We start from the raw sequence: 19,309 nt of genomic DNA on the forward strand, positions 1-19,309 counted from the left end.
GGGCTCAGGTTCCCATGAGATTCGCGATCAGACTGCCAGGTGCCGGGACGGGGCCAGCCCGGCCAGCGCCTCGTCCAGCTTCTCGCGGTCGAGCGGCTTGATCAGGAATCCGTTCATGCCTGCCTCGAAGCAGGCGTAGCGGTCCTCGACCAGCGTATTGGCGGTGAGCGCCAGGATCGGCGTGTGCTGGCGACCCGTGGCTGCCTCATGTGCGCGGATGCGTTTTGTCGTCTCGATGCCGTCGAGCTGCGGCATCTGGATGTCCATCAGCACGAGGTCATAGGGCGTGCCGGCCGATGAAGCGGCGAGCCAAGATTCGAGCGCCGCTTCGCCATGGACGGCGATGACGACGCGATGGCCGAGTTTGGTGAGCAGCGAGCGCATCAACAATGCGTTGATCTCGTTGTCCTCGGCAACGAGAATCGAAAAGCCCCTCGCCTGCGTTGCGCTGGTGGATTCTGCCACCGGCTCCGGCGCGAGATCGGGCGAGGCGACCTCCGGCGTTAGCGCGAGGCGTGTGGCGAGCGAGGCCGCGCGCAGCGGCTTCACCAGGAATCCGGTGAAGGCCGGGGAGAATTTCTCGTGGCGCGAGCTCGACGTCAGCAGCACGAGCCGCTGCATCGCATGCGCCCGCGCCGCTTCGCCGAGATGGTCGGCAGCGGCAGGACCGATCGCGCGATCGACCAGCATGGCGTGCCATGAACGCTCCGGCAGCAGCGCCTCGGCGACCGCCGCATCCGCAACCATGCAGGTCTGGCCGCCCCAGCGTTCCAGGCGCCGCGCGATCAGCGAAGCCTCGATGCCCTCGGCAACGAGGAGTAGCGATTTGCCGGCGAGATCGGGGCTGGGGAATGCCGTTTGTCCGGCGCCGGCTTGTGACGGGGCCAGTGGCACCGCGACCTCGAAGGTCGAGCCCTTGCCCGGTTCGCTCGTGAGCGTGATCCGGCCGCCCATGCGCTTGACGATGCGCTCGCTGATGGAAAGGCCAAGCCCCGTGCCGCCATAGGTGCGCGCGACGCGCTCGTCCGCCTGCTCGAACTCCCGAAAGATGCGCGACTGCGCTTCCGGCGCGATGCCGATGCCGGTGTCGCGGACCAGGAAGCTGATCTCGTTCGGCCAGATGCCGGGCTCGACGATCAGCGCGACGCCGCCGCGCGCGGTGAACTTGATGGCATTGCCGGCGAGGTTGAGCAGCACCTGGCGCAGCCGCGCGGCATCGCCCACCACCTCGAGCGGCAGGCGCTCGTCGATATAGGACGCGATCTCGAGAGTCTTGGCCTGTGCCCGCGGCGCCAGAAGCTCGGTGATCTCCTCGATCAGCGTGGACAAGGCGAAGGGACGTTGCTCGAGATCGAGCTTGCCGGCTTCGATCTTGGAATAGTCGAGCAGCTCCTCGATCAGCGTCATCAAGGCTTCGCCGGAGGTTTTCACCGCCTTGGCATAGGTCGCCTGCTCCGGCGTCAGCGTGGTATCGAGCAAGAGACCGCCCATGCCGATGATGCCGTTCAGCGGCGTGCGGATCTCGTGCGAGGCCATCGCCAGGAAGCGCGATTTCGCGCGGTTGGCGGCATCGGCCTGGTCGCGCGCTTCGGACAAAGCGCGTTCGGTCTCGGTGCGGTCGGTGACGTCACGTCCGACGCTCTGCAATTCGGCGGGCTGTCCGGCATCGAGGCGGACATAGCCCTCGCGCCAGGCGATCCAGCGCGCGCCGAGCGGGGTTGCGATCCTCTGGTCGTGAACGCGCGTGCCGCTGCTCTCGCGCGCGCTGTCGCCCTGCTCCAGCACGTCGAAATCGAAGCGGGTGCCGACCAGCGCGCGACGTGGCTGTCCGGCCAGCGCGCAATAGGCGTCATTGGCAAAGGTGATGCGGCCGTTTGTGTCGCGCAGCACGATCAGGTCGCCCTGCTGTTCGAACAGGCTGCGGGCGCGCTCTTCGGCTTCCTTCAGCTCCCAATTGCGGTCGATCAGCGTCTCGTTGTGGGCGGCGAGCGTGCGCAGCCGCTTGTTGACGAAGCGCAGCCGCATGCTCAGCGTCGCAAGGCCGAGACAGGCGAGGGCGAACAGGAAGCTCGCGCCAATCGCGAACGCATTCGGATCGTAGCCGGAATTCTCGGACCGGCTGCCGGAGACGAAGCCATAGGCGGCGCCGAACGTCGCCGAGAAGATCATGAAGGAACGGATCGCGAAAGCGATACGGGGATGCTGTCGCCTGAAGCGGCGCATGCGCACCTTGATCCGGAACGTCCGACCCATGACCACCGACCCCGACTCTTGTCCGAAACCCCGCGCTCGCCGTGTGCGACGATGTCGCCTCGACCTTGCGAACAGTTTGAGGCTTCGGCGCCGCCTCCAAACAGGGTTGACGAGGCGTTAATGCTTCAGAGCGAGGCGGCCTGGAGCTGGCGGTGGCCGCCGCGGGCGCCGACGATCAGTGCCGCTGCCTCGCGCTGCGAGAACGTCTTCGAGCGCACATAGATGCGGTAATCGGCCGGCCCTTCGGTAGAGAGATAGATCACCTGAGCGCCATCGACGGGCTGCGCTGCGATCGAGACCAGACGCGTCGACGGAGTGGCCTGGCAGGTTTCCGATTCCGAACCGAGGCCGTCGTCCACGACCGCGAAATCGGCGGCGTCCGCATCGTCGGTGACCTGAACCCGCACCGTGGCCTGCGCGGGATCCTCGGTGAAGGCGACGTGCACGCCGGCGGTCCAGAACAGAGTTGTGAGCTCGACCGAGGTCTCGCCCAGGGCGATGCAGGGATGCGAGACCGATCCGATCTCGGCGCGGGCGAACACCGCCGCTGCCAACAGGGGGACAACCGAGGCCAGGATCTTGAAACGCAACATGACACTCTACTCGCCCGGGCCCTTTGGAGAACTCGTTGGGCCTTATGGTTTGCAGAGCGTAAAGGAAACTCGTTACCGCCGGGTTGATGCGCGGAATGATCAGGCCAACTGGCGCGCATCCTCCGCGAGTGCGCGGTAGGACAGGGCCTCGGCGAGGTGCAAGCGGCCGATCTTGTCGGCGTTGTCGAGATCGGCCAGCGTGCGCGCGACCCGCAGCACGCGGTGATAGCCGCGCGCCGACAGCCGCATGGTCTCGGCGGCGTCGCGCAGCAGTTTGGCGCCCTGCGCATCCGGCTTGGCGATCTCTTCCAGGACCGAGGCCGGCGCCTCGGCATTGGTGCGGACGTGGGGCAGGCCGGCATCGGCATAGCGTGCGAGCTGGATGTCGCGTGCGGCTGCGACGCGCGCGGCGACCTCGGCGGAGCCTTCCGCCGGCGGCGGCAGGATCAAATCGGCCGCCGTCACCGCCGGCACCTCGATGCGCAGATCGATGCGATCCATCAGGGGACCGGAGATGCGCGCCTGGTAGTCGCCGGTGCAGCGGTCGATGCGGCCGCGCTTGCAGGCATAGCCGGGCTCGAACGCATTGCCGCAGCGGCAGGGATTCATTGCGGCCACCAGCATGAAGCGGGCAGGGTAGGTGACGCGGTGATTGGCGCGCGACACCGCGACCTCGCCGTTCTCCAAGGGCTGGCGCAGCGAATCCAGCACGCGCGGATCGAACTCGGGCAGCTCGTCGAGGAACAGCACGCCCTGATGCGCCAGCGAGATCTCGCCGGGCTTGGCGCGCATGCCGCCGCCGGTGAGCGCGGCCATGCTGGCGGAATGATGCGGCGAGCGGAACGGCCGCCGCGCGGTCAGCGCGCCGCCCTCGATCTCGCCGGCGACGGACGCGATCATGGAGACTTCGAGCAATTCGCTCGGCGACAACGGCGGCAGGATCGAGGGCAGGCGCGCCGCCAGCATCGATTTGCCCGCGCCGGGCGCACCGATCATCAAGAGGTGATGCCCGCCGGCGGCCGCGATCTCCAGCGCCCGCTTGGCGCTCTCCTGGCCTTTGATATCGCGCAGGTCGAGGGATGAGGCGGCGGCTTCATGTACCTTCGGTGAGGGCCGCGACAGCACCTGCGTGCCCTTGAAATGGTTGGCGATCTGAATGAGCGATTGTGCGGCGATGATCTGGATGTCCGGGCTCGCCCAGGCCGCCTCCGAGCCGCAGACGGCCGGGCAGATCAGGCCCTCCTCGCGTCCATTGGCGCCGATCGCGGCGGGCAGGACCCCTGCGACCGGCGCGATCGACCCGTCGAGGCCGAGCTCGCCCAGAACCGTGAAACCCGTCAGCGCATCCGGCGGGATCGCGCCGATCGCCGCCATCAGCCCGAGCGCGATCGGCAGGTCGTAATGGCTGCCCTCCTTGGGCAGATCGGCCGGCGCCAGATTGACGATGATCCGCCGCGCCGGCAGCGCCAGCCCCGAGGCGATCAGGGCCGAGCGGACCCGCTCGCGCGCCTCCGACACCGCCTTGTCCGGCAGGCCCACGATGGCGAAGGCCGGTAGGCCCGGGGCGACCTGCACCTGCACGTCGACCGCACGGGCCTCGATCCCCTCAAAGGCGACGGTAGAAACCCGCTGAACCATTGCTCGAACCAGCCTGCCCTCTCGCGCAATTAGGGGTAGCAGAGCCTGGCGCCCTTCGCAAGAACAATACGGGAACATGTCCGAGGCCGAGCCAGCCCTAACCGATCGTAAACGTGAAGCCGACACTACGCCTCGAATGCGAGCGGCTCTTCTCAGCACATTCCAACGAATGTCCGCTACTCCTGGGGCTGCGGGATGGGCCGTGATCTAACGGGTGAAGAATTCAAATGCTTGCAAATCGCCGGAGAAGCGAACGCCGGGTGTGCAGCCGGCTGGCCAAGATCCATTTTGGCGCGGGCTCGCTGCCGCGCGACTGCACGATCACGGATATTTCGGATGGCGGCGTGAAAGTGGTGGCGGAATTCCTGGAAGTGCCGCCGCAATTCACCATCATCTTCGCGCCCGATTATTCCCGCCAATGCCGCCTGCGCTGGCGCATCGGCTGCGAGTTCGGCGCGGAGTTCGTCGATTAGGCCTCAATGGACGCGCCTCCTTAACGGGGCTTTAGCGTTAATGGGTAAGCATCTCTGATCAGTCGCCGAGTGATCAGAGTATGCCCAAGCGTCCGTCCGCCGCCTTTCCTTCGGCGAAATTCCTGCTTCCCGCGTTCATGGTGCTCGTCCTCGGCGGCTGCCAGACCAATGGCATCGAGGATGTGACCGGCGCGCTCGGCGTCAGATCTGAAGCCGCCGTCAATGTCGACGCCAAGCCGGACATGGACGCCTTGCGCGAACGCTATCGCGCCAAGCCCGGCGATCCCAGTGTTGCGCTCGCCTACGGCAAGGCGTTGCGCGAGAGCGGCCAGCGGGCGCAGGCCGTCGCGGTGATGGAGCAGGCCGTGCTCGCCCATCCCAGCAACAAGGCATTGCTCGCCGGCTATGGCCGTGCGCTCGCGGACAACGGCAATTTCCAGCAGGCCTTCGACGTTCTCGGCCGTGCGCATACGCCCGAGGATCCGGACTGGCGGATCCTGTCGGCGCAGGGCGCGGCACTCGATCAGCTCGGCCGCAATGAGGAGGCGCAGCAATATTACGCGACCGCCTTGAAGATCGTGCCCGACGAGCCGCAGGTTTTGTCCAATCTCGGCCTGTCCTACATGCTCCAGAACAATCTGCCGCGGGCGGAGGAAACGATGCGCCGCGCGCATGAGCGCAATCCCGCCGATGCCCGCGTGCGCGCCAATCTCGCGCTCGTGCTGGGGCTGGAAGGAAAGCAGGCGGAGGCCGAGGCCATCGTGAAGGCCGATCTGCCGCCGGATCAGGCGGCGGCAAAGGTCACGGCGCTGCGGCAATTGCTGGCGAAGAAGCAGCAGCGAGCGGACAGATAGCCCACGCTCTTGGTAGATTTTCGTTTTGACGCGTTGTCTTCACACGAACCGGTAGCCAGTTCGCTCGAAGACGCTTCTAGCCTTACGACGCCTTGCGATGTGGGGCGGATCCGCGGCCCGACCTGCCCTTCAGCTTTTTCAGCAGCGGCCCGAGCAGCGAACGCTTCGGCTTCTTCACCTCGCCGCGGCCGGCGAGACGGTTCGCCATGCTCTGAAACAGAAGGGTGGTGCGGTGACTCTTGGAGACCTCCGCGATCATCTGGCCGTTGTTGGCGGCGGTCGAGAACAGCTTCGAATCGAACGGGATCACCGCGAGCGGCTGGCTCTCCATGGTCTTGGCGAAGGCTTTGACCTCGATCTCCGCGCGCTTGTGCATGCCGACCTGGTTGAGGCAGTACAGCGGCGGACGGTCGTTCGGCCGCGCCGCCTTGAGCACGCTCAGCATGTTCTTGGTGTTGCGCAAATTGGCGAGATCGGGCTCGGCCACGATCACGATGTCGTCGGCGTTGACCAGCGCGCGCCGGGTCCAGCCCGACCATTGGTGGGGAACATCGAGCACGATGCAGGGCGTGGTCATGCGCAGCGTGTCGAACACCGCGTCGAAGGCTTCGGCGCCGAAATCATAGACGCGGTCGAGCGTCGCGGGCGCGGCCAGCAGGCTGAGCCGCTCGGTGCATTTGGCGAGCAGGCGCTCCATCAGCGCCGTGTCCGGCCGGTCCTGCGACAGCACCGCGTTGGCGATGCCCTGCACCGGATCCTGGTTGTAGTCGAGGCTCGCGGTGCCGAAGGCGAGGTCGAGATCGATCACGACGGAATCGAGCGCGAGATCGCGGGCGATGGTCCAGGCCACGTTGTGCGCGACGGTGGACGCGCCGACGCCGCCCTTGGCGCCGACCACCGCGATGACACGGCCGGTGATGATGGCTTCCGACGCCGAGAACAGGCTGCAGATCGAGCGAACCACGTCGAGGGTTTCGACCGGTCCGACCACGTAATCGTTGACGCCGCGGCGGACCAGCTCGCGATAGGGCGCGGTGTCGTTGGGATTGCCGATCACCACGACGCGGGTGCCGGGATCGCAGACGCCGGCGAGGTCGTCGAGCCCCTCCAGGATGTCGCGCGTGCCGTCGGATTCGATCACGATCACGTTCGGCGTCGGCATCGATTCATAGACTTCGATCGCCGCAGCGAGACCACCGTCCCTGGCAGTGAGATGCGCCTTGGCGAGCCGGCGATCCTCTCCCGCCGCGGTCACCGCGGCGAGCGTCTGCTCGGTCTCGCAAAAGGCCTGCACCGAGATGCGGGGAACCGGCGCAATGTGTTCGTCGGGGTGCCGCGGATCGTCCGCGTCTTCGTCGTGGATGCCTGTCATTTGCCGGTGTCGCTGAGTTTGGCCTTGTCGGCCTCGGGATAGGCGGTCGCAGTGGGCGAGCCCTTGCGATAGCGGTCGAAGGCGATGTCGCGCCGAGCGGTGTAGGCGGGCGTCTCGGCGCGCGGCTGCTCGAGATCGGCGGGGTTGTCGATCATGGCCGCGAGGTTGCGCTGGCTGGCGCAGCCCAGATTGAAATATGGCCGGTTCTCGTTGTAGCCGGGGTCGAGGATGTTCGGACCAACGTCTTCCGGCCACAGTCCGCAGGGTCCGGCCACTGCGCTGATCTTGGAATAGCTCAGCCGGATCGTCGGCAAGAGGCCAGGATCCTCGGGACGATAGGGATGCTGGACGATGGCGCGCGAGGGCACGCCGCCGGATGTGAGCACGGAGCGGATTTCCTGATAGGTCGCCGCCGCCGCGCGCGAATTCGTGGTGTCGCTGGGCACGTCGACGACGACGGAGCCGGTGCCTTCGCGCACCCAGTCCCGGGCAATGCCGGCGACATCCGCGTGCTGCGCGGCCGAGAGGCCGCCGCGCGCCTTGCCGACGAAGATCACAATCGAGCGCTTGCCCTCCTGCACCGCGATCGGGTGGCGCTGGCGATAGTCGGTCGGCACCGTCTGAGTGACGATTTCACCGGTGGTGTTGCACGCGCCCAGCATGACGGACAGTCCCGTCAGCGCCAGCGCGACGCTGAAGTGGCGGCGTCGGTCGGCTATCGTCCTCGTCATCGCTTGATCCCCTTTGCCCCGTTTCCTGCCCAGTTTCTTGCCCCGTTCCCCAGGCCGTCCGCGCGTCGTCAGTCGATGATGAAACCGAAATCGCCGGGCGTGCCGTTGATGGGATCGACGCGGCGCGCGATGCCATAAAGGCGGTTCATGCGGCCGAGCAGCGCCGTCTGCGCGTCGGAGGCCGGCGCGAAACCATCGTCGGGCCGCGACAATTCCTTCTGGGCGACGGCGCGCACCACATAGGGCGTCACGATCACCATCAGCTCGGTCTCGTTGTTGACGAAGTCCTGGCTGCGGAACAGCGCGCCGATAATCGGCACCTGGTCGACGCCGGGCAGGCCGTTGATCGCCTGCTTGGTGTGCTGCTGGATCAGGCCAGCCATCGCCATCGAGCCGCCGGAGGGAATTTCCAGCGTCGTTTCGGCGCGGCGGGTCTGAACCGAGGGGATCGTGATGGAGTTGCTCGAGGTCGAGGACACCGCCTGTGTCAGCGTGATCGCGTTCGTGTTCGACAGCTCCGAGACCTCGGTCATGACGCGCAGGCTGATGCGGCCTTCGCTCAGCACGACCGGGGTGAAATTCAGCGAGATGCCGAACTTCTTGTAGGTGACCTGGGTGGTACAGACGTGGGTGACCGGATCGCAGGAATAGCCCGCCGGAATCGGGAATTCGCCGCCGGCGATGAAGGTTGCGGATTCGCCGGAGATCGCGGTCAGGCTCGGCTCGGCGAGGGTGCGCATGACGCCGGCGCTTTCCATTGCGCGCATCGTGGCGCTGACGGTGGCGACGCCCTTGGCAAGGCCGGCGACGCCGAGCCCGTTGTTGGCGACGATCGGTCCACCAGAGACCGAGAACGGGTTGGAGTTGTTGAAGTTCACCACCGCGGTGCCGGCGTTCAGGCTGGCGCTGAGATCGACGCCCAGCTGCTTGACGATATCGCGGCGGACTTCGCCGACGACGACCTTGAGCATCACCTGGTCGCGGCCGCGCACGACGATGTTGTTGACGACTTTGTCCGAACCGCCGACGAGCTTGGCGGCGACGTCGCCGGCCTGCTGGGCCTCGACCGGGCTCGAGACCGAGCCGGTCAGCATCACGCTGTCGCCGACGCCTTCGATCTGCACGCCCGGCAGCGACTGGCGCAGCGCGGCGCGCATGCCGTTGAGGTCGCGCTTCACCGCGATGTCGTAGGAGGCGACCTGCTGGCCGTCGGCAGTGAAGAACACCACGTTGGTCTGGCCGACCTGGCCGCCGATGATATAGGCGCGCTGCGCCGAGCGGATCACCGCGTTGGCGATCTTGGGATCGGCCACCAGCACGTCCTTGACCTCGCGCGGCAGGTCGATGACGACGGACTTGCCGACGCCGAGTGACAGGAAGCGTGTCCGTGCCGGCGCGATCGTCGCCACCGGCGACACACCGAGATCAGGCGCTTGCATCGGTGTCTGGTCGCCGACCGGCGCGTCCGCGGCACTGAGCCGGTCGGGGGCTGCGAGCAGCCCCAGCATCAGCATCGTCCCCGCCATGAACGAGCGCGCGCGCTTCCCCCGAATGCGCACGCCCGTCCGATCATCCCCGTAGTTCATGCTATCCCCATCATCACTTCTGTGACGTCAGTTGCCGCGCCTGCACGCCGTAACGAATTACATTCACGCCGGCGGGGCGCTTGACCGCCTGGTCCTCGGGCGTGCCATCGACTGCGTTGGCATCGACGATGCTCCGCAGCGCGAGCTGGAGCGTGCCGCCCTGGCGCGCAGCCGACAGCGTGGCGACCTGGTCAGGCTTGAGCTCGAGCGTGACGGTCTTGCCGATCACGGCGGTCTGGCCGTCCTTTTCCTTCGGCGCCTGATCGATCGCGAGCACGCGGATGTTGGTCAGGATGACCTCCGACACGATCAGGTCATTGCCGCCGGCCGGTCCGTTGGTCTCGGGATTTTTCAGGCGGCGGGTCAGCACGATGTCGACGCGGTCGTTCGGCAGGATGAAGCCGCCGGCGCCGGTCTCGGCTGAAATTTCGGTGGAGACGGCCCGCATGCCGGAGGGCAGGATCGCAGCCATGAAGCCGGAGCCTTCGGCCCTGACCAGCTTCTGCTCGCGGATCGGCTCGCCCTGCATCAACGGCACGCGCGCGATCGAGCCGGCGATCTGGGTCTGGGCCTCGGGCCTGCTGTCGCGGCGGATGAAGGCGTTGCTCGCGGTCGCCGCCGGCCAGGCCTGCCATAGCAGGTCCTCGGGCTTCACGGCCTGGCCGAGCCCGATGTCGTTCTTCGCGACCAGAACCTCGACCGTCGGCAGCTTCTCGGCGACGGGCAGAACGGGCGCGGGCGCACTCTGATAGCTGCTCGCCAGATACGCAGCGACGCCGCCGGCGCCCAGTGCGATGACGAGAACGACAATGCGTGCGGTATTCATACGCTTCTACTCTTACGCGGGGCACTCGAACCGCACGTGGCGGGTTCCCCCGCGTCGATGAGTAGGGAGTAAAAGTATAAGGGGTGTTGCGAGGTCGAATGTGATGGCCGATCACGCTGCGGGTTTTCGGCAGATGGTGAACGCGGCGTTATCCGCTCGGCCAGCGGCCCCGTAGATTCACGGGGCGCGTGAGACGCGTGCAGATGCAGCGCGGGGGCGTCATGGTGAATGGGTGGTTAGTGATGGGCGACGCATCGGGGATATGCCAGCGAGACGGAAACAATGCGCAACATTATCATTGTCGTCCCGGCGAAGGCCGGGACCCATACCGCGTGATCTCTCGATGATGGGACGCAGAAGTACTGAGCGCGAGTCTTAGCCAAACCGCTCCCTGTGGTTATGGGTCCCGGCCCCCGTGCGCAATTGCGCACTAGGCCGGGACGACGTTGGGGAGAGATCGGGGAATGCCAACGCAATCGTGCGGAGCCTACTTCTTCCGCTTCTGCTCGATCACGTCCCAGATCTTCGCCGCAACATCAGGCCCGCCGAGCCGCGTAACGGCGCGGATGCCGGTCGGCGAGGTGACGTTGATCTCGGTGAGGTTGCCGTTGATGACGTCGAGGCCGACGAACAGAAGGCCGCGCTCGCGCAGCGCCGGGCCGACGGTGGCGCAGATCTCGCGCTCGCGCGGGGTCAGCTCGGTCTCCTGCGCCGCGCCGCCGCGCACCATGTTGGAGCGGAGGTCGTCCGCGGCCGGCACGCGGTTCACCGCACCGGCGAACTCGCCGTTGACGAGGATGATGCGCTTGTCGCCGTGCTTCACCTCGGGGATGAACTGCTGGATCACCCACGCCTCTTTGAACGTCACCGAGAACATGTCGAACAGCGAACCGAAATTCATGTCCTGCGGCATCACGCGGAACACCGCGGCGCCGCCATGGCCGTGCAGCGGCTTCATGACGACGGCACCATGCTTGTCGCGAAAGGCGTTGATCTCGTCGAGGTCACGCGAGATCAGGGTCGGCGGCATCAGCTGCGGAAAGTTCATCACGAACAGCTTTTCCGGCGCGTTCCGCACCGAGGCGGGATCGTTGACGACTAGCGTCTTCGGATGGATCCGCTCCAGGAAATGCGTCGAAGTGATGTAGGCGAGATCGAACGGCGGGTCCTGGCGCAGCAGCACCACGTCAAAGCCGTTGAGCGCCTCGCGCCTGGGCTCCCCGAGGGTGAAATGGTCGCCGGGCTCGTCGCGCACGGTGAGGAGCTGAACCGGAGCGACGAGCTCGTCGCCGACCATCGAGAGCTTGTCCGGCGTGTAATAGGACAGGCCGTGGCCGCGCTTCTGCGCCTCCAGGAGCAGTGCAAAGGTGGAATCGCCCTTGATGTTGATGCGGGCGATGGGGTCCATCTGGACGGCGACGTTCAGTTTCATGGTCTGCCTTTCAGGTCGAGGCGTCGAATGCCGCCAACACATGGCGCGGAAGTGATCGCGGCGCAATCAGCATGGCGTCGAATCGCAATTCGAATTCGGCATGCTCGGGATGCGCCACGAGCCAGCCTTGTGCGGCATCGATGATGCGCTGCTGCTGGCGCGGCGTCACCGCGAAGGCGGCATCATCCAGCGTCGCCCGCGCCTTGACCTCGACGAAGGCGATCAGATTGCGGCGGCGCGCCACGATGTCGATCTCGCCATGCGGGGTGCGATAACGCTTGGCGAGGATGCGGTAGCCCTTGGCCATGAGAAAGGCGGCGGCGCGGCTCTCGGCGGAGATGCCGGTGCGGAACGCGGCGATGCGCTCGGGCGAGGCGACTTTCGGTTCCGCCGGGACCTCAGTCTTCGCCATCGCCGCCCCGCAAATCCTTGTGCACGTCTTTTGCGAGCTCGAGCGCGCGGGCATAGACCTCGCGGCGCGGCCGGCCCGAGAGTGCGACCGCATGCGCCACGGCATCCTTGACGCTGTGCGCGGCCAGCTGCTCGCGCAAGAGACCGTCGAGCGCATCCGATGCCAGCACGTCGGCGTTTGCTGCAGGCGGACCGATCACCAGAACAAATTCACCGCGCGTCTCCGGCGCGTCGGCTTGCCGCGCGAACTCGGCGAGGGGCGCGCGCCTGACCTCCTCGTGCAACTTCGTCAGCTCGCGGCAGACCGCGGCATCTCGCTCACCCATGATCTCGGCGAGATCGGTCAAGGTGGCCTGCATCCGATTGCCTGATTCGAACATCACCAGTGTCGCGTCGATGCGGGCGAGCTCGGCAAGGCGCGACCGCCGCGCGGCCGATTTCGCCGGCAAAAAGCCTTCGAAGAAGAAGCGGTCGGTCGGAAGCGCGGCGACGGACAGCGCCGCCAGCACCGACGACGGGCCGGGCAGCGCATACACCGCATGACCGGCGGCGCAGACCTCGCGCACCAGCTTGAAGCCGGGATCGGAGATCAGCGGCGTGCCGGCGTCGGAGACCAGCGCGACCGAGCCGCCTGCCGCAAGCGCCTCCAGGATTTTTGGGCGCGCGGCTTCCGCGTTGTGCTCGTGGTAGGGCTTGAGTTGGGCGGCGATGGCGTAGCGCTCGGTCAGGCGCCGGGTGATGCGGGTGTCCTCGCAGGCGATGACGTCGACGCCGGCGAGTGTCTGAAGCGCCCGCAGCGTGATGTCGCCGAGATTACCGATGGGCGTCGCCACCAGATGAAGGCCCGGCGCCGCCTTCGGCGCCGTAAGCCGATGGGCGTCGATGGAGAAGCCGCGCGAGGCGGCATCTTGAGCTTCAGGCGTATTTATCGGGGCCGGCTTTGCGCGCATAATGAAGTCAACTTAGGCACGATCCGCAGGGCTGGGAACCGGCTCTTCGAAAAAGATCGTGCCGAGGTGAGGGCGGACGGGAATGTGATCGATCCGGGGTCGCGTCGCGAGGGAGTGAGGGCCTCGCGCCATATTCGCGACCGAAACGCCGCCTTGATGCTGCGTGAGTGCGTGAGCAGTTGGCCAGGACGGGAAGGCGGCCGGGTGAAGTGGCTATTATCCTTTTGTTTTGGTTAACTATTCGTCGACAATATGCCTGAATCCCCGGCTTGTGTCGTGGAAGGAGTGACCGGCTGCCGACGGCCGGTCGGAAGAGAAGTTGCCATGGTGGGCCCGCGTCATCCCAGATCTTCCTCTTCGGAGGAGTCTTCCGCTCCCGGGCCCCGATCGTCGGCGGCGACCCGGCGGAGTGCGCTCGGCCTTCTGCTCGGCGCGCCCTTGCTGTCGGCCTGTGCCGGCGTGCAGCAAAGTCTCAGCCAGTTCTCCAACCCGTTTTCCAGCTCGGCGCCCCCGGCTCAGCCGGCTGGCCCGCCGCAACAGGCCGCGACCGCGGGCACCGGCGGGGTGAAGGTCGCCGTGATCCTACCGCTTTCGGCCGCCGGCAATGCGGGCCTTGCGGCGCAATCCATGCGCAACGCCGCGGAGATGGCGCTGGCCGAGTTCCAGAACCCGAACATCCAGCTCCTGATCAAGGACGACAATGGCAGCCCGCAAGGCGCGCAAGCGGGTGCTCAGCAGGCGGTCGACGAGGGCGCCGAGATCATCCTGGGACCGCTGTTCGCGCAGTCGGTGCCTGCGGTGGCGCAGGTCGCGCGCACACGCGGCATTTCGGTGATCGCGTTCTCGACCGATTCCAGCATCGCCGGACGCGGCGTCTATCTGCTCAGCTTCCTGCCGGAGTCCGACGTCAACCGCATCGTCGAATATTCCGCCAGCATCGGAAAACGCTCCGTCGCCGTGCTCGTGCCCGACAATGCCTATGGCAACGTCGTCGAAGCCGCCGTGAAGGCGGCGGTGCCGCGGCGTGGCGGGCGCATCGTCGCCTTCGAGAAATACGGCGCCGATCGCGCCACCCCGGCGCGGACCGTGGCGCAGCAGCTCGGCAGCGCGGACGCGCTGTTCATTGCTGATGACGGCGATGCCGTCGTTTCGGTCGCGGATGCGATGACTGCGGCAGGCGCCAATTTGCGTAACATTCAGCTGCTCGGCACCGGCCTGTGGGACAATCCGCGCGTCTATGCCAGCGCTGCGTTGCAAGGCGGTCTCTATGCCGCGCCGGACCCGGCCGGCTTCCGCGCCTTCTCCGGCCGCTATCGCACCAAATACGGCGCCGACCCGATACGCACCGCGACGCTCGCTTATGATGCGGTCGCCCTCGTCGCCGCGCTCGCGCGCACGCAGGGCACCACGCGCTTCTCACCTGATGTGCTCACCAACCCCTCGGGCTTTGCCGGCATCGACGGCCTGTTTCGCTTCCGCGCGGACGGCACCAACGAGCGCGGGCTTGCGGTGATGAAGGTGACACAGGGTGGCGGCGTTGCGGTGGCGGGCTCGCCGAAGAGTTTTGGGGCGTAACGAGATGCCGTAGGGTGGGCAAAGGCGCGCTTCGCGCCGTGCCCACCATCTCTCCGCAAGATCGCATGAGAGTGGTGGGCACGCTTCGCTTTGCCCACCCTACGGCATCTCGCTACGCCGCCAAATCCGCGACCACCGCATCCAGCACCGGAAATCCGCTGCTGGTCACGCGCAGCCGGCCCGTCGCATCGACCGTGATCGCGCCTTCCTCGCGGAGCAGCGCGATGCGGCCGGGGTCGAGCGGGCGGCCGGAGAGGGCTCTGTAACGCTCGGGGTCGATGCCTTCGGCGAGACGCAATCCCATCAGCAGAAATTCGTCGGCGCGTTCCTCGCTGTTGAGGAGCTCGTCGGTGACGACGCCGTCGCCGTTGGTCTCGACCCGCATCAGCCAGGCTTCGGGGCGCTTCTCGGTGGCGGTGGCATGGCGCACGCCGTCGATGTCGAGCCGGCCATGGGCGCCGGGGCCGATGCCGGCATATTCCTCGCCGCGCCAATAGACCAGATTGTGCCGGCACTCGGCGCCGCGCCGCGCGTGATTTGAAATCTCGTAGGCCGGCAGACCAAGCTTGTCGCAGGTTTCCTGCGTGACGTCGTAGAGCGCACGCGCGACGGCTTCGTCCGGCGTCTTCAATTTGCCGGCCTGGTGCAGGCCGAAGAACGGCGTGCCTTCCTCGATCGTCAATTGATAGAGCGACAGATGCTCGGCCGCTTCATCGATCGCAAGACGCAGCTCCGCGGCCCACATCGCCGGCGTCTGGTCGGGGCGGGCGTAGATCAGGTCGAACGAATAACGATCGAACGAGCGGCGCGCGATGGCGACGGCATCGAGCGCCTCGCGCGCACTGTGCATGCGGCCGAGCGCCTTCAACGCGGCATCATCAAGCGCCTGCACGCCGAGCGAGACGCGGTTGACGCCGGCGGCGCGATAGCCGGCGAAGCGTGTGGCCTCGACGCTGGTCGGGTTTGCCTCCAGCGTCACCTCGACATCGTCAGCAACATGCCAGTGCTTGCCGATCGCATCGAGCACTGCGCCGACGGTTGCGGGCTGCATCAATGACGGCGTGCCGCCGCCGAGGAAGATCGAGGTGACCTCGCGGCCGGGCGCGCGCTCGGCGGTCGCTGCGATCTCGCGGGCGAAGGCCGAGGCGAAGCGCGCTTCGTCGATTGGTGCGTGGCGGACATGGCTGTTGAAGTCGCAATAGGGGCATTTCGACAGGCAGAACGGCCAGTGCACGTAGACGCCGAAGGCTTCCTTAGCGCGGCTCAAGGCAGATCTCCGCCAGTTTCACGAAGGCGCGGGCGCGGTGCGACAGGCCGAGGCCGAGCGGCGGCAGGCCGTGCTTCTCGATACTTTCCATCTCACCGAAGGTGCGGCTGTGGCCATCGGGCAGGAACATCGGATCGTAGCCGAAGCCGGCGGTACCGCGCGGCGGCCAGACCAGCGTGCCGTCGACGCGCGCCTCGACCTGTTCGAGATGATCGTCGGGCCAGGCGACGCAGAGCGCGGAGACGAAATGCGCGGTGCGGTTCGCCGGAATCGTCGCGCCGCGCTCCTGGAGCAGGCGCTCGATCTGCGCCATCGCCACTGCGAAGTCTTTGTTTGGCCCGGCCCAGCGCGCGGAGAAAATGCCGGGCGCGCCGTCGAGCGCGTCGACGACGATGCCGGAATCATCGGCGAAGGAAGCAAGCTTGCTCGCCCGCGCCGCCGCGATCGCCTTGATCGCGGCATTGCTGCGGAAATCGTTGCCGGTCTCTTCGGGCTCGCCCAGGTCGAGCTCACCGGCCGACACCGCCTCGATGCCGTACGGCGCAAGCAGCTCCCGCATCTCGGCGAGCTTGCCGGGATTGTGGGTAGCGATGACGAGCTTGTCCGTGATTCGGCGGTGCATGGCCTATTGACTACGCTACCGCCAGTTTCTGCAAGTCTACCAGACGCGCGACGCCCTTGCGCGCCAGCGCCATCAACGCCAGGAACTCGGTTTCGGTGAACGGCTCGCGTTCCGCGGTGCCCTGCACCTCGATGAGGCGGCCGTCGCCGGTCATGACGAAATTGGCGTCGGTCTCGGCTTCCGAATCCTCGGCGTAGTCGAGATCGAGCACTGGCGTACCGTTGTAGATGCCGCAGGAGATCGCGGCGACGTTGTCGCGCAGCACGTTGGTCTTGATCATGTTGCGCGCCTTCATCCAGTTGATGCAATCGGCGAGCGCGACCCAGGCGCCGGTGATCGAGGCCGTGCGGGTGCCGCCGTCGGCCTGGAGCACGTCGCAATCGACCGTGATCTGGCGCTCACCGAGCGCTTCCAGATCGACGATGGTGCGAAGCGAGCGGCCGATCAGGCGCTGGATCTCGACGGTGCGGCCGCTCTGCTTGCCGGCGGAGGCCTCGCGGCGGGTGCGTTCGGAGGTTGCGCGCGGCAGCATGCCGTATTCGGCGGTGACCCAGCCGCGGCCCTGGCCCTTCAGCCACGGCGGCAGGCGGTCTTCCAGCGTGGCGGTGACCAGCACATGGGTGTCGCCGAATTTCACCAGGCACGAGCCTTCCGCATATTTGACCACGCCGCGCTCCAGCGTCACGGGGCGCAATTTGTCGGGCGCACGGCGGCTTGGCCGCATGGGAAATCCTCCAAAACTCACGGGAAAGGCTGTTCGCGGTGCTTGTAGGAGGGGCGAGGGTAGGCGGCAAGGTTTTTTCACCCCCTGATTTCGAGCCTGTAAACGCCACGCTTGTCAGGAGCGCCCGGGATAGACAAATTATGAGTATCTGAGAGGAGTTACCGTCTGTGGCCCATCACGATCCGATCCATCTGATCGCGCCGCGCGCAGGCCTCGCCCAGCTCAACGAGCGTTCCCGCGACATCTTTCGTCAAATTGTCGAAAGCTATCTCGCGACCGGCGAGCCGGTGGGCTCGCGCAATATCTCGCGCCTGATCGCGATGCCGCTGTCGCCGGCCTCCGTGCGCAATGTCATGGCCGATCTGGAACAGCTCGGCCTGATCTATGCGCCCCATACCTCCGCCGGCCGGCTGCCGACGGAACTCGGGCTGCGCTTCTTCGTCGATGCCTTGATGCAGGTCGGCGACCTCAACGAGGCCGAACGGCAGTCGATCCAGAGCCAGCTCTCGTCCGTGGGCGAAGCGCAATCGGTTGAGGCGGCGCTGGACCAGGCCTTGATGCGGCTGTCGGGCCTGACCCGTGCCGCCGCAGTCGTGCTGACGCCGAAATCCAATGCGCGGCTCAAGCACATCGAATTCGTCCGCCTGGAACCGGAGAAGGCGCTGGTAATCCTGGTCGGCGAGGATGGCCAGGTCGAAAACCGCGTGCTGACGCTGCCGCCCGGAGTTCCCTCCTCGGCGCTGACCGAAGCCGGCAATTTCCTCAATGCGCGAATCCGCGGCCGCACGCTGGCCGAGGCGCGGCTCGAGCTCGAGACCGCGCTCGGGGAGGCCCGCGCCGAGCTCGATCAGCTGACGCAAAAGGTGATCTCGGCCGGCATTGCAAGCTGGTCCGGGGGCGAGAACGAGGACCGCCAGCTCATCGTCCGCGGTCACGCCAATCTGCTGGAGGATCTGCATGCGCTAGAGGATCTGGAGCGGGTGCGCCTGTTGTTCGACGATCTCGAGACCAAGCGCGGCGTCATCGACCTGCTCGGCCGGGCCGAGACCGCCGAAGGCGTGCGCATCTTCATCGGGAGCGAGAACAAGCTGTTCTCGCTGTCGGGTTCCTCCACCATCATCTCGCCCTATCGGGATGCCGCCGGCCATATCGTCGGCGTTCTCGGCGTGATCGGCCCGACGCGGCTGAATTATGCCCGCGTGATCCCCACCGTGGACTACGCCGCCCGCATCGTCAGTCGCCTTTTGGGGGGCTGACCGGCGTTTCCTCCGATCACAGGCGCTTGATTTTCGTAAGCTTAGGCACGATATCCGGGCCAACAATCCCCTGAGACGAGTTCGAGAATAGAGCCGATGACCGATCAAGACCGGCAGCCCGAAGACACGACCGCGCCGACCGGCGAGCCCGTGGTCTCGAAGCCCTACATCATGCCCGACGATCCCGAGCCGGGCTCGGTCGAGACGTTGCAGAAGGAAGCCGCCGAGGCGCGCGACCGCATGCTGCGGACGCTGGCCGAGATGGAGAACTTGCGCAAGCGCACCACCAAGGAGGTCGCCGACGCCCGCCTCTACGGCATCACCGGCTTTGCCCGCGATGTGCTCGAGATCGCCGACAACCTCCAGCGCGCGCTCGATGCCGTTCCGGCCGAGGCCCGTGCGGCGGCCGATCCCGGCCTGACCTCGCTGATCGAGGGCGTCGAGCTCACCGAGCGCTCGCTGCTCAACGCGCTGGAAAAGCATGGCGTGAAGAAGTTCGATCCGCAGGGCCAGAAGTTCGACCCGAATTTCCAGCAGGCGATGTTCGAGGTCCCGGATGCGTCGGTGCCGTCGGGCACCGTGGTGCAAGTCGTGCAGGCCGGCTACACCATCGGCGAGCGTGTGCTGCGTCCCGCCCTGGTCGGTGTCGCCAAGGGCGGCGCGAAGGCTGCGCCCGCGGCCAACAACAACAATGAGTCGAGCGGCGCGGCGAACTGAGTCTCACGGCTTCGCCGTCATTCCGGGTT

At 66.7% G+C, this 19,309-nt stretch carries 18 protein-coding genes; 5 read left to right on the forward strand and 13 right to left on the reverse strand.

All coding sequences use genetic code 11. From position 1 onward, the window contains the following. Positions 1-27 precede the first annotated feature (27 nt). The 3 genes from AAE027_RS25385 to AAE027_RS25395 form a co-directional block, all read right to left on the reverse strand. Positions 28-2,253 carry a PAS domain-containing hybrid sensor histidine kinase/response regulator gene (locus AAE027_RS25385; RefSeq protein ID WP_370989011.1) on the reverse strand — a complete coding sequence of 742 codons (2,226 nt, stop codon included), beginning with the start codon at positions 2,251-2,253 and terminating at the stop codon, positions 28-30. Between the two features lie 125 nt (positions 2,254-2,378). Further along, positions 2,379-2,846: a hypothetical protein gene (locus tag AAE027_RS25390; protein WP_370989010.1), complete on the reverse strand. Its 468-nt coding sequence runs from the start codon at positions 2,844-2,846 to the stop codon at positions 2,379-2,381. Between the two features lie 99 nt (positions 2,847-2,945). Beyond that, positions 2,946-4,484 carry a YifB family Mg chelatase-like AAA ATPase gene (locus tag AAE027_RS25395; protein ID WP_370989009.1) on the reverse strand — a complete coding sequence of 513 codons (1,539 nt, stop codon included), beginning with the start codon at positions 4,482-4,484 and terminating at the stop codon, positions 2,946-2,948. A gap of 227 nt (positions 4,485-4,711) precedes the next feature. On the opposite strand from AAE027_RS25395, the gene AAE027_RS25400 reads away from it, so the two are divergent. Together AAE027_RS25400 and AAE027_RS25405 are read left to right on the forward strand one after the other, a co-directional pair. Continuing rightward, the gene (locus AAE027_RS25400) at positions 4,712-4,957 is read left to right on the forward strand and encodes a PilZ domain-containing protein (protein ID WP_018644993.1); all 246 of its coding nucleotides are present in this window, start codon (positions 4,712-4,714) and stop codon (positions 4,955-4,957) included. 80 nt (positions 4,958-5,037) lie between these two features. After that, positions 5,038-5,811: a tetratricopeptide repeat protein gene (locus AAE027_RS25405; RefSeq protein WP_370989008.1), complete on the forward strand. Its 774-nt coding sequence runs from the start codon at positions 5,038-5,040 to the stop codon at positions 5,809-5,811. Positions 5,812-5,893: 82 nt separating this feature from the next. On the opposite strand, the gene AAE027_RS25410 is transcribed toward AAE027_RS25405, so the two are convergent. The 7 genes from AAE027_RS25410 to rsmI all read right to left on the reverse strand — a co-directional run bounded on the left by AAE027_RS25410 (position 5,894) and on the right by rsmI (position 13,119). Continuing rightward, entirely contained in the window at positions 5,894-7,183 is a 1,290-nt protein-coding gene (locus AAE027_RS25410; RefSeq protein WP_249758946.1) for a CpaE/TadZ family protein, read from the reverse strand. Beyond that, positions 7,180-7,914, reverse strand: a complete 735-nt coding sequence (locus AAE027_RS25415; RefSeq protein WP_370989007.1) for a CpaD family pilus assembly protein — start codon at positions 7,912-7,914, stop codon at positions 7,180-7,182. The genes AAE027_RS25410 and AAE027_RS25415 overlap by 4 nt, the downstream gene beginning before the upstream one ends. Positions 7,915-7,982: 68 nt before the next feature. Next, positions 7,983-9,500, reverse strand: coding sequence for a type II and III secretion system protein family protein (locus AAE027_RS25420; RefSeq protein WP_370989006.1), 1,518 nt, complete (start codon positions 9,498-9,500; stop codon positions 7,983-7,985). Positions 9,501-9,513: 13 nt separating this feature from the next. Then, complete coding sequence (gene cpaB / locus AAE027_RS25425) at positions 9,514-10,326, reverse strand: Flp pilus assembly protein CpaB (protein ID WP_370989005.1); 813 nt, start codon at positions 10,324-10,326, stop codon at positions 9,514-9,516. Positions 10,327-10,813: 487 nt separating this feature from the next. Next, on the reverse strand, positions 10,814-11,758 hold the full coding sequence (gshB, locus tag AAE027_RS25430; protein WP_370989004.1) for a glutathione synthase: 945 nt from the start codon (positions 11,756-11,758) through the stop codon (positions 10,814-10,816). 10 nt (positions 11,759-11,768) lie between these two features. Beyond that, positions 11,769-12,170, reverse strand: coding sequence for a YraN family protein (locus AAE027_RS25435; RefSeq protein WP_091882523.1), 402 nt, complete (start codon positions 12,168-12,170; stop codon positions 11,769-11,771). Further along, positions 12,157-13,119 (reverse strand): 16S rRNA (cytidine(1402)-2'-O)-methyltransferase, encoded by a 963-nt coding sequence (rsmI, locus tag AAE027_RS25440; protein ID WP_370989003.1) that lies wholly within the window; start codon positions 13,117-13,119, stop codon positions 12,157-12,159. Before rsmI ends, AAE027_RS25435 begins: the two co-directional genes overlap by 14 nt. Before the next feature lie 324 nt (positions 13,120-13,443). Between rsmI and AAE027_RS25445 the strand changes: the two genes are divergently transcribed. Next, a complete protein-coding gene (locus AAE027_RS25445) occupies positions 13,444-14,694 on the forward strand; it encodes a penicillin-binding protein activator (RefSeq protein ID WP_370989002.1) in 1,251 nt (416 codons plus the stop codon). Between the two features lie 112 nt (positions 14,695-14,806). Here the strand turns inward: AAE027_RS25445 and hemW are convergent, their stop codons facing one another. Genes hemW through rph form a run of 3 tightly spaced genes read right to left on the reverse strand, consistent with a single transcriptional unit; the run spans position 14,807 to position 17,307 of the window. Next, positions 14,807-15,961 carry a radical SAM family heme chaperone HemW gene (gene hemW / locus AAE027_RS25450; protein WP_370989001.1) on the reverse strand — a complete coding sequence of 385 codons (1,155 nt, stop codon included), beginning with the start codon at positions 15,959-15,961 and terminating at the stop codon, positions 14,807-14,809. Continuing rightward, positions 15,948-16,583: an RdgB/HAM1 family non-canonical purine NTP pyrophosphatase gene (rdgB, locus tag AAE027_RS25455; protein ID WP_370989000.1), complete on the reverse strand. Its 636-nt coding sequence runs from the start codon at positions 16,581-16,583 to the stop codon at positions 15,948-15,950. The genes hemW and rdgB overlap by 14 nt, the downstream gene beginning before the upstream one ends. A gap of 10 nt (positions 16,584-16,593) precedes the next feature. Next, the gene (rph, locus tag AAE027_RS25460) at positions 16,594-17,307 is read right to left on the reverse strand and encodes a ribonuclease PH (protein ID WP_370988999.1); all 714 of its coding nucleotides are present in this window, start codon (positions 17,305-17,307) and stop codon (positions 16,594-16,596) included. A gap of 167 nt (positions 17,308-17,474) precedes the next feature. Here rph and hrcA point away from each other — a divergent pair, with 167 nt between their 5' ends. Both hrcA and grpE read left to right on the forward strand, forming a co-directional pair. Next, positions 17,475-18,563 (forward strand): heat-inducible transcriptional repressor HrcA, encoded by a 1,089-nt coding sequence (gene hrcA / locus AAE027_RS25465; protein ID WP_091882505.1) that lies wholly within the window; start codon positions 17,475-17,477, stop codon positions 18,561-18,563. Between the two features lie 96 nt (positions 18,564-18,659). Then, positions 18,660-19,280: a nucleotide exchange factor GrpE gene (gene grpE, locus AAE027_RS25470; RefSeq protein WP_370988998.1), complete on the forward strand. Its 621-nt coding sequence runs from the start codon at positions 18,660-18,662 to the stop codon at positions 19,278-19,280. Positions 19,281-19,309: the final 29 nt, after the last annotated feature.

This window comes from Bradyrhizobium sp. DN3 (assembly GCF_041357655.1).
In the GTDB taxonomy this organism is placed as follows: domain Bacteria; phylum Pseudomonadota; class Alphaproteobacteria; order Rhizobiales; family Xanthobacteraceae; genus Bradyrhizobium.

What these genes read in the sequence shown, in the direction of transcription:
- AAE027_RS25385 (WP_370989011.1), bottom strand. Translation starts at nt 2,253, where the DNA reads ATGGGTCGGACGTTCCGGATCAAGGTGCGCATGCGCCGCTTCAGGCGA.
- AAE027_RS25390 (WP_370989010.1), bottom strand. Translation starts at nt 2,846, where the DNA reads ATGTTGCGTTTCAAGATCCTGGCCTCGGTTGTCCCCCTGTTGGCAGCG.
- AAE027_RS25395 (WP_370989009.1), bottom strand. Translation starts at nt 4,484, where the DNA reads ATGGTTCAGCGGGTTTCTACCGTCGCCTTTGAGGGGATCGAGGCCCGT.
- AAE027_RS25400 (WP_018644993.1), top strand. Translation starts at nt 4,712, where the DNA reads ATGCTTGCAAATCGCCGGAGAAGCGAACGCCGGGTGTGCAGCCGGCTG.
- AAE027_RS25405 (WP_370989008.1), top strand. Translation starts at nt 5,038, where the DNA reads ATGCCCAAGCGTCCGTCCGCCGCCTTTCCTTCGGCGAAATTCCTGCTT.
- AAE027_RS25410 (WP_249758946.1), bottom strand. Translation starts at nt 7,183, where the DNA reads ATGACAGGCATCCACGACGAAGACGCGGACGATCCGCGGCACCCCGAC.
- AAE027_RS25415 (WP_370989007.1), bottom strand. Translation starts at nt 7,914, where the DNA reads ATGACGAGGACGATAGCCGACCGACGCCGCCACTTCAGCGTCGCGCTG.
- AAE027_RS25420 (WP_370989006.1), bottom strand. Translation starts at nt 9,500, where the DNA reads ATGAACTACGGGGATGATCGGACGGGCGTGCGCATTCGGGGGAAGCGC.
- cpaB (WP_370989005.1), bottom strand. Translation starts at nt 10,326, where the DNA reads ATGAATACCGCACGCATTGTCGTTCTCGTCATCGCACTGGGCGCCGGC.
- gshB (WP_370989004.1), bottom strand. Translation starts at nt 11,758, where the DNA reads ATGAAACTGAACGTCGCCGTCCAGATGGACCCCATCGCCCGCATCAAC.
- AAE027_RS25435 (WP_091882523.1), bottom strand. Translation starts at nt 12,170, where the DNA reads ATGGCGAAGACTGAGGTCCCGGCGGAACCGAAAGTCGCCTCGCCCGAG.
- rsmI (WP_370989003.1), bottom strand. Translation starts at nt 13,119, where the DNA reads ATGCGCGCAAAGCCGGCCCCGATAAATACGCCTGAAGCTCAAGATGCC.
- AAE027_RS25445 (WP_370989002.1), top strand. Translation starts at nt 13,444, where the DNA reads ATGGTGGGCCCGCGTCATCCCAGATCTTCCTCTTCGGAGGAGTCTTCC.
- rdgB (WP_370989000.1), bottom strand. Translation starts at nt 16,583, where the DNA reads ATGCACCGCCGAATCACGGACAAGCTCGTCATCGCTACCCACAATCCC.
- rph (WP_370988999.1), bottom strand. Translation starts at nt 17,307, where the DNA reads ATGCGGCCAAGCCGCCGTGCGCCCGACAAATTGCGCCCCGTGACGCTG.
- grpE (WP_370988998.1), top strand. Translation starts at nt 18,660, where the DNA reads ATGACCGATCAAGACCGGCAGCCCGAAGACACGACCGCGCCGACCGGC.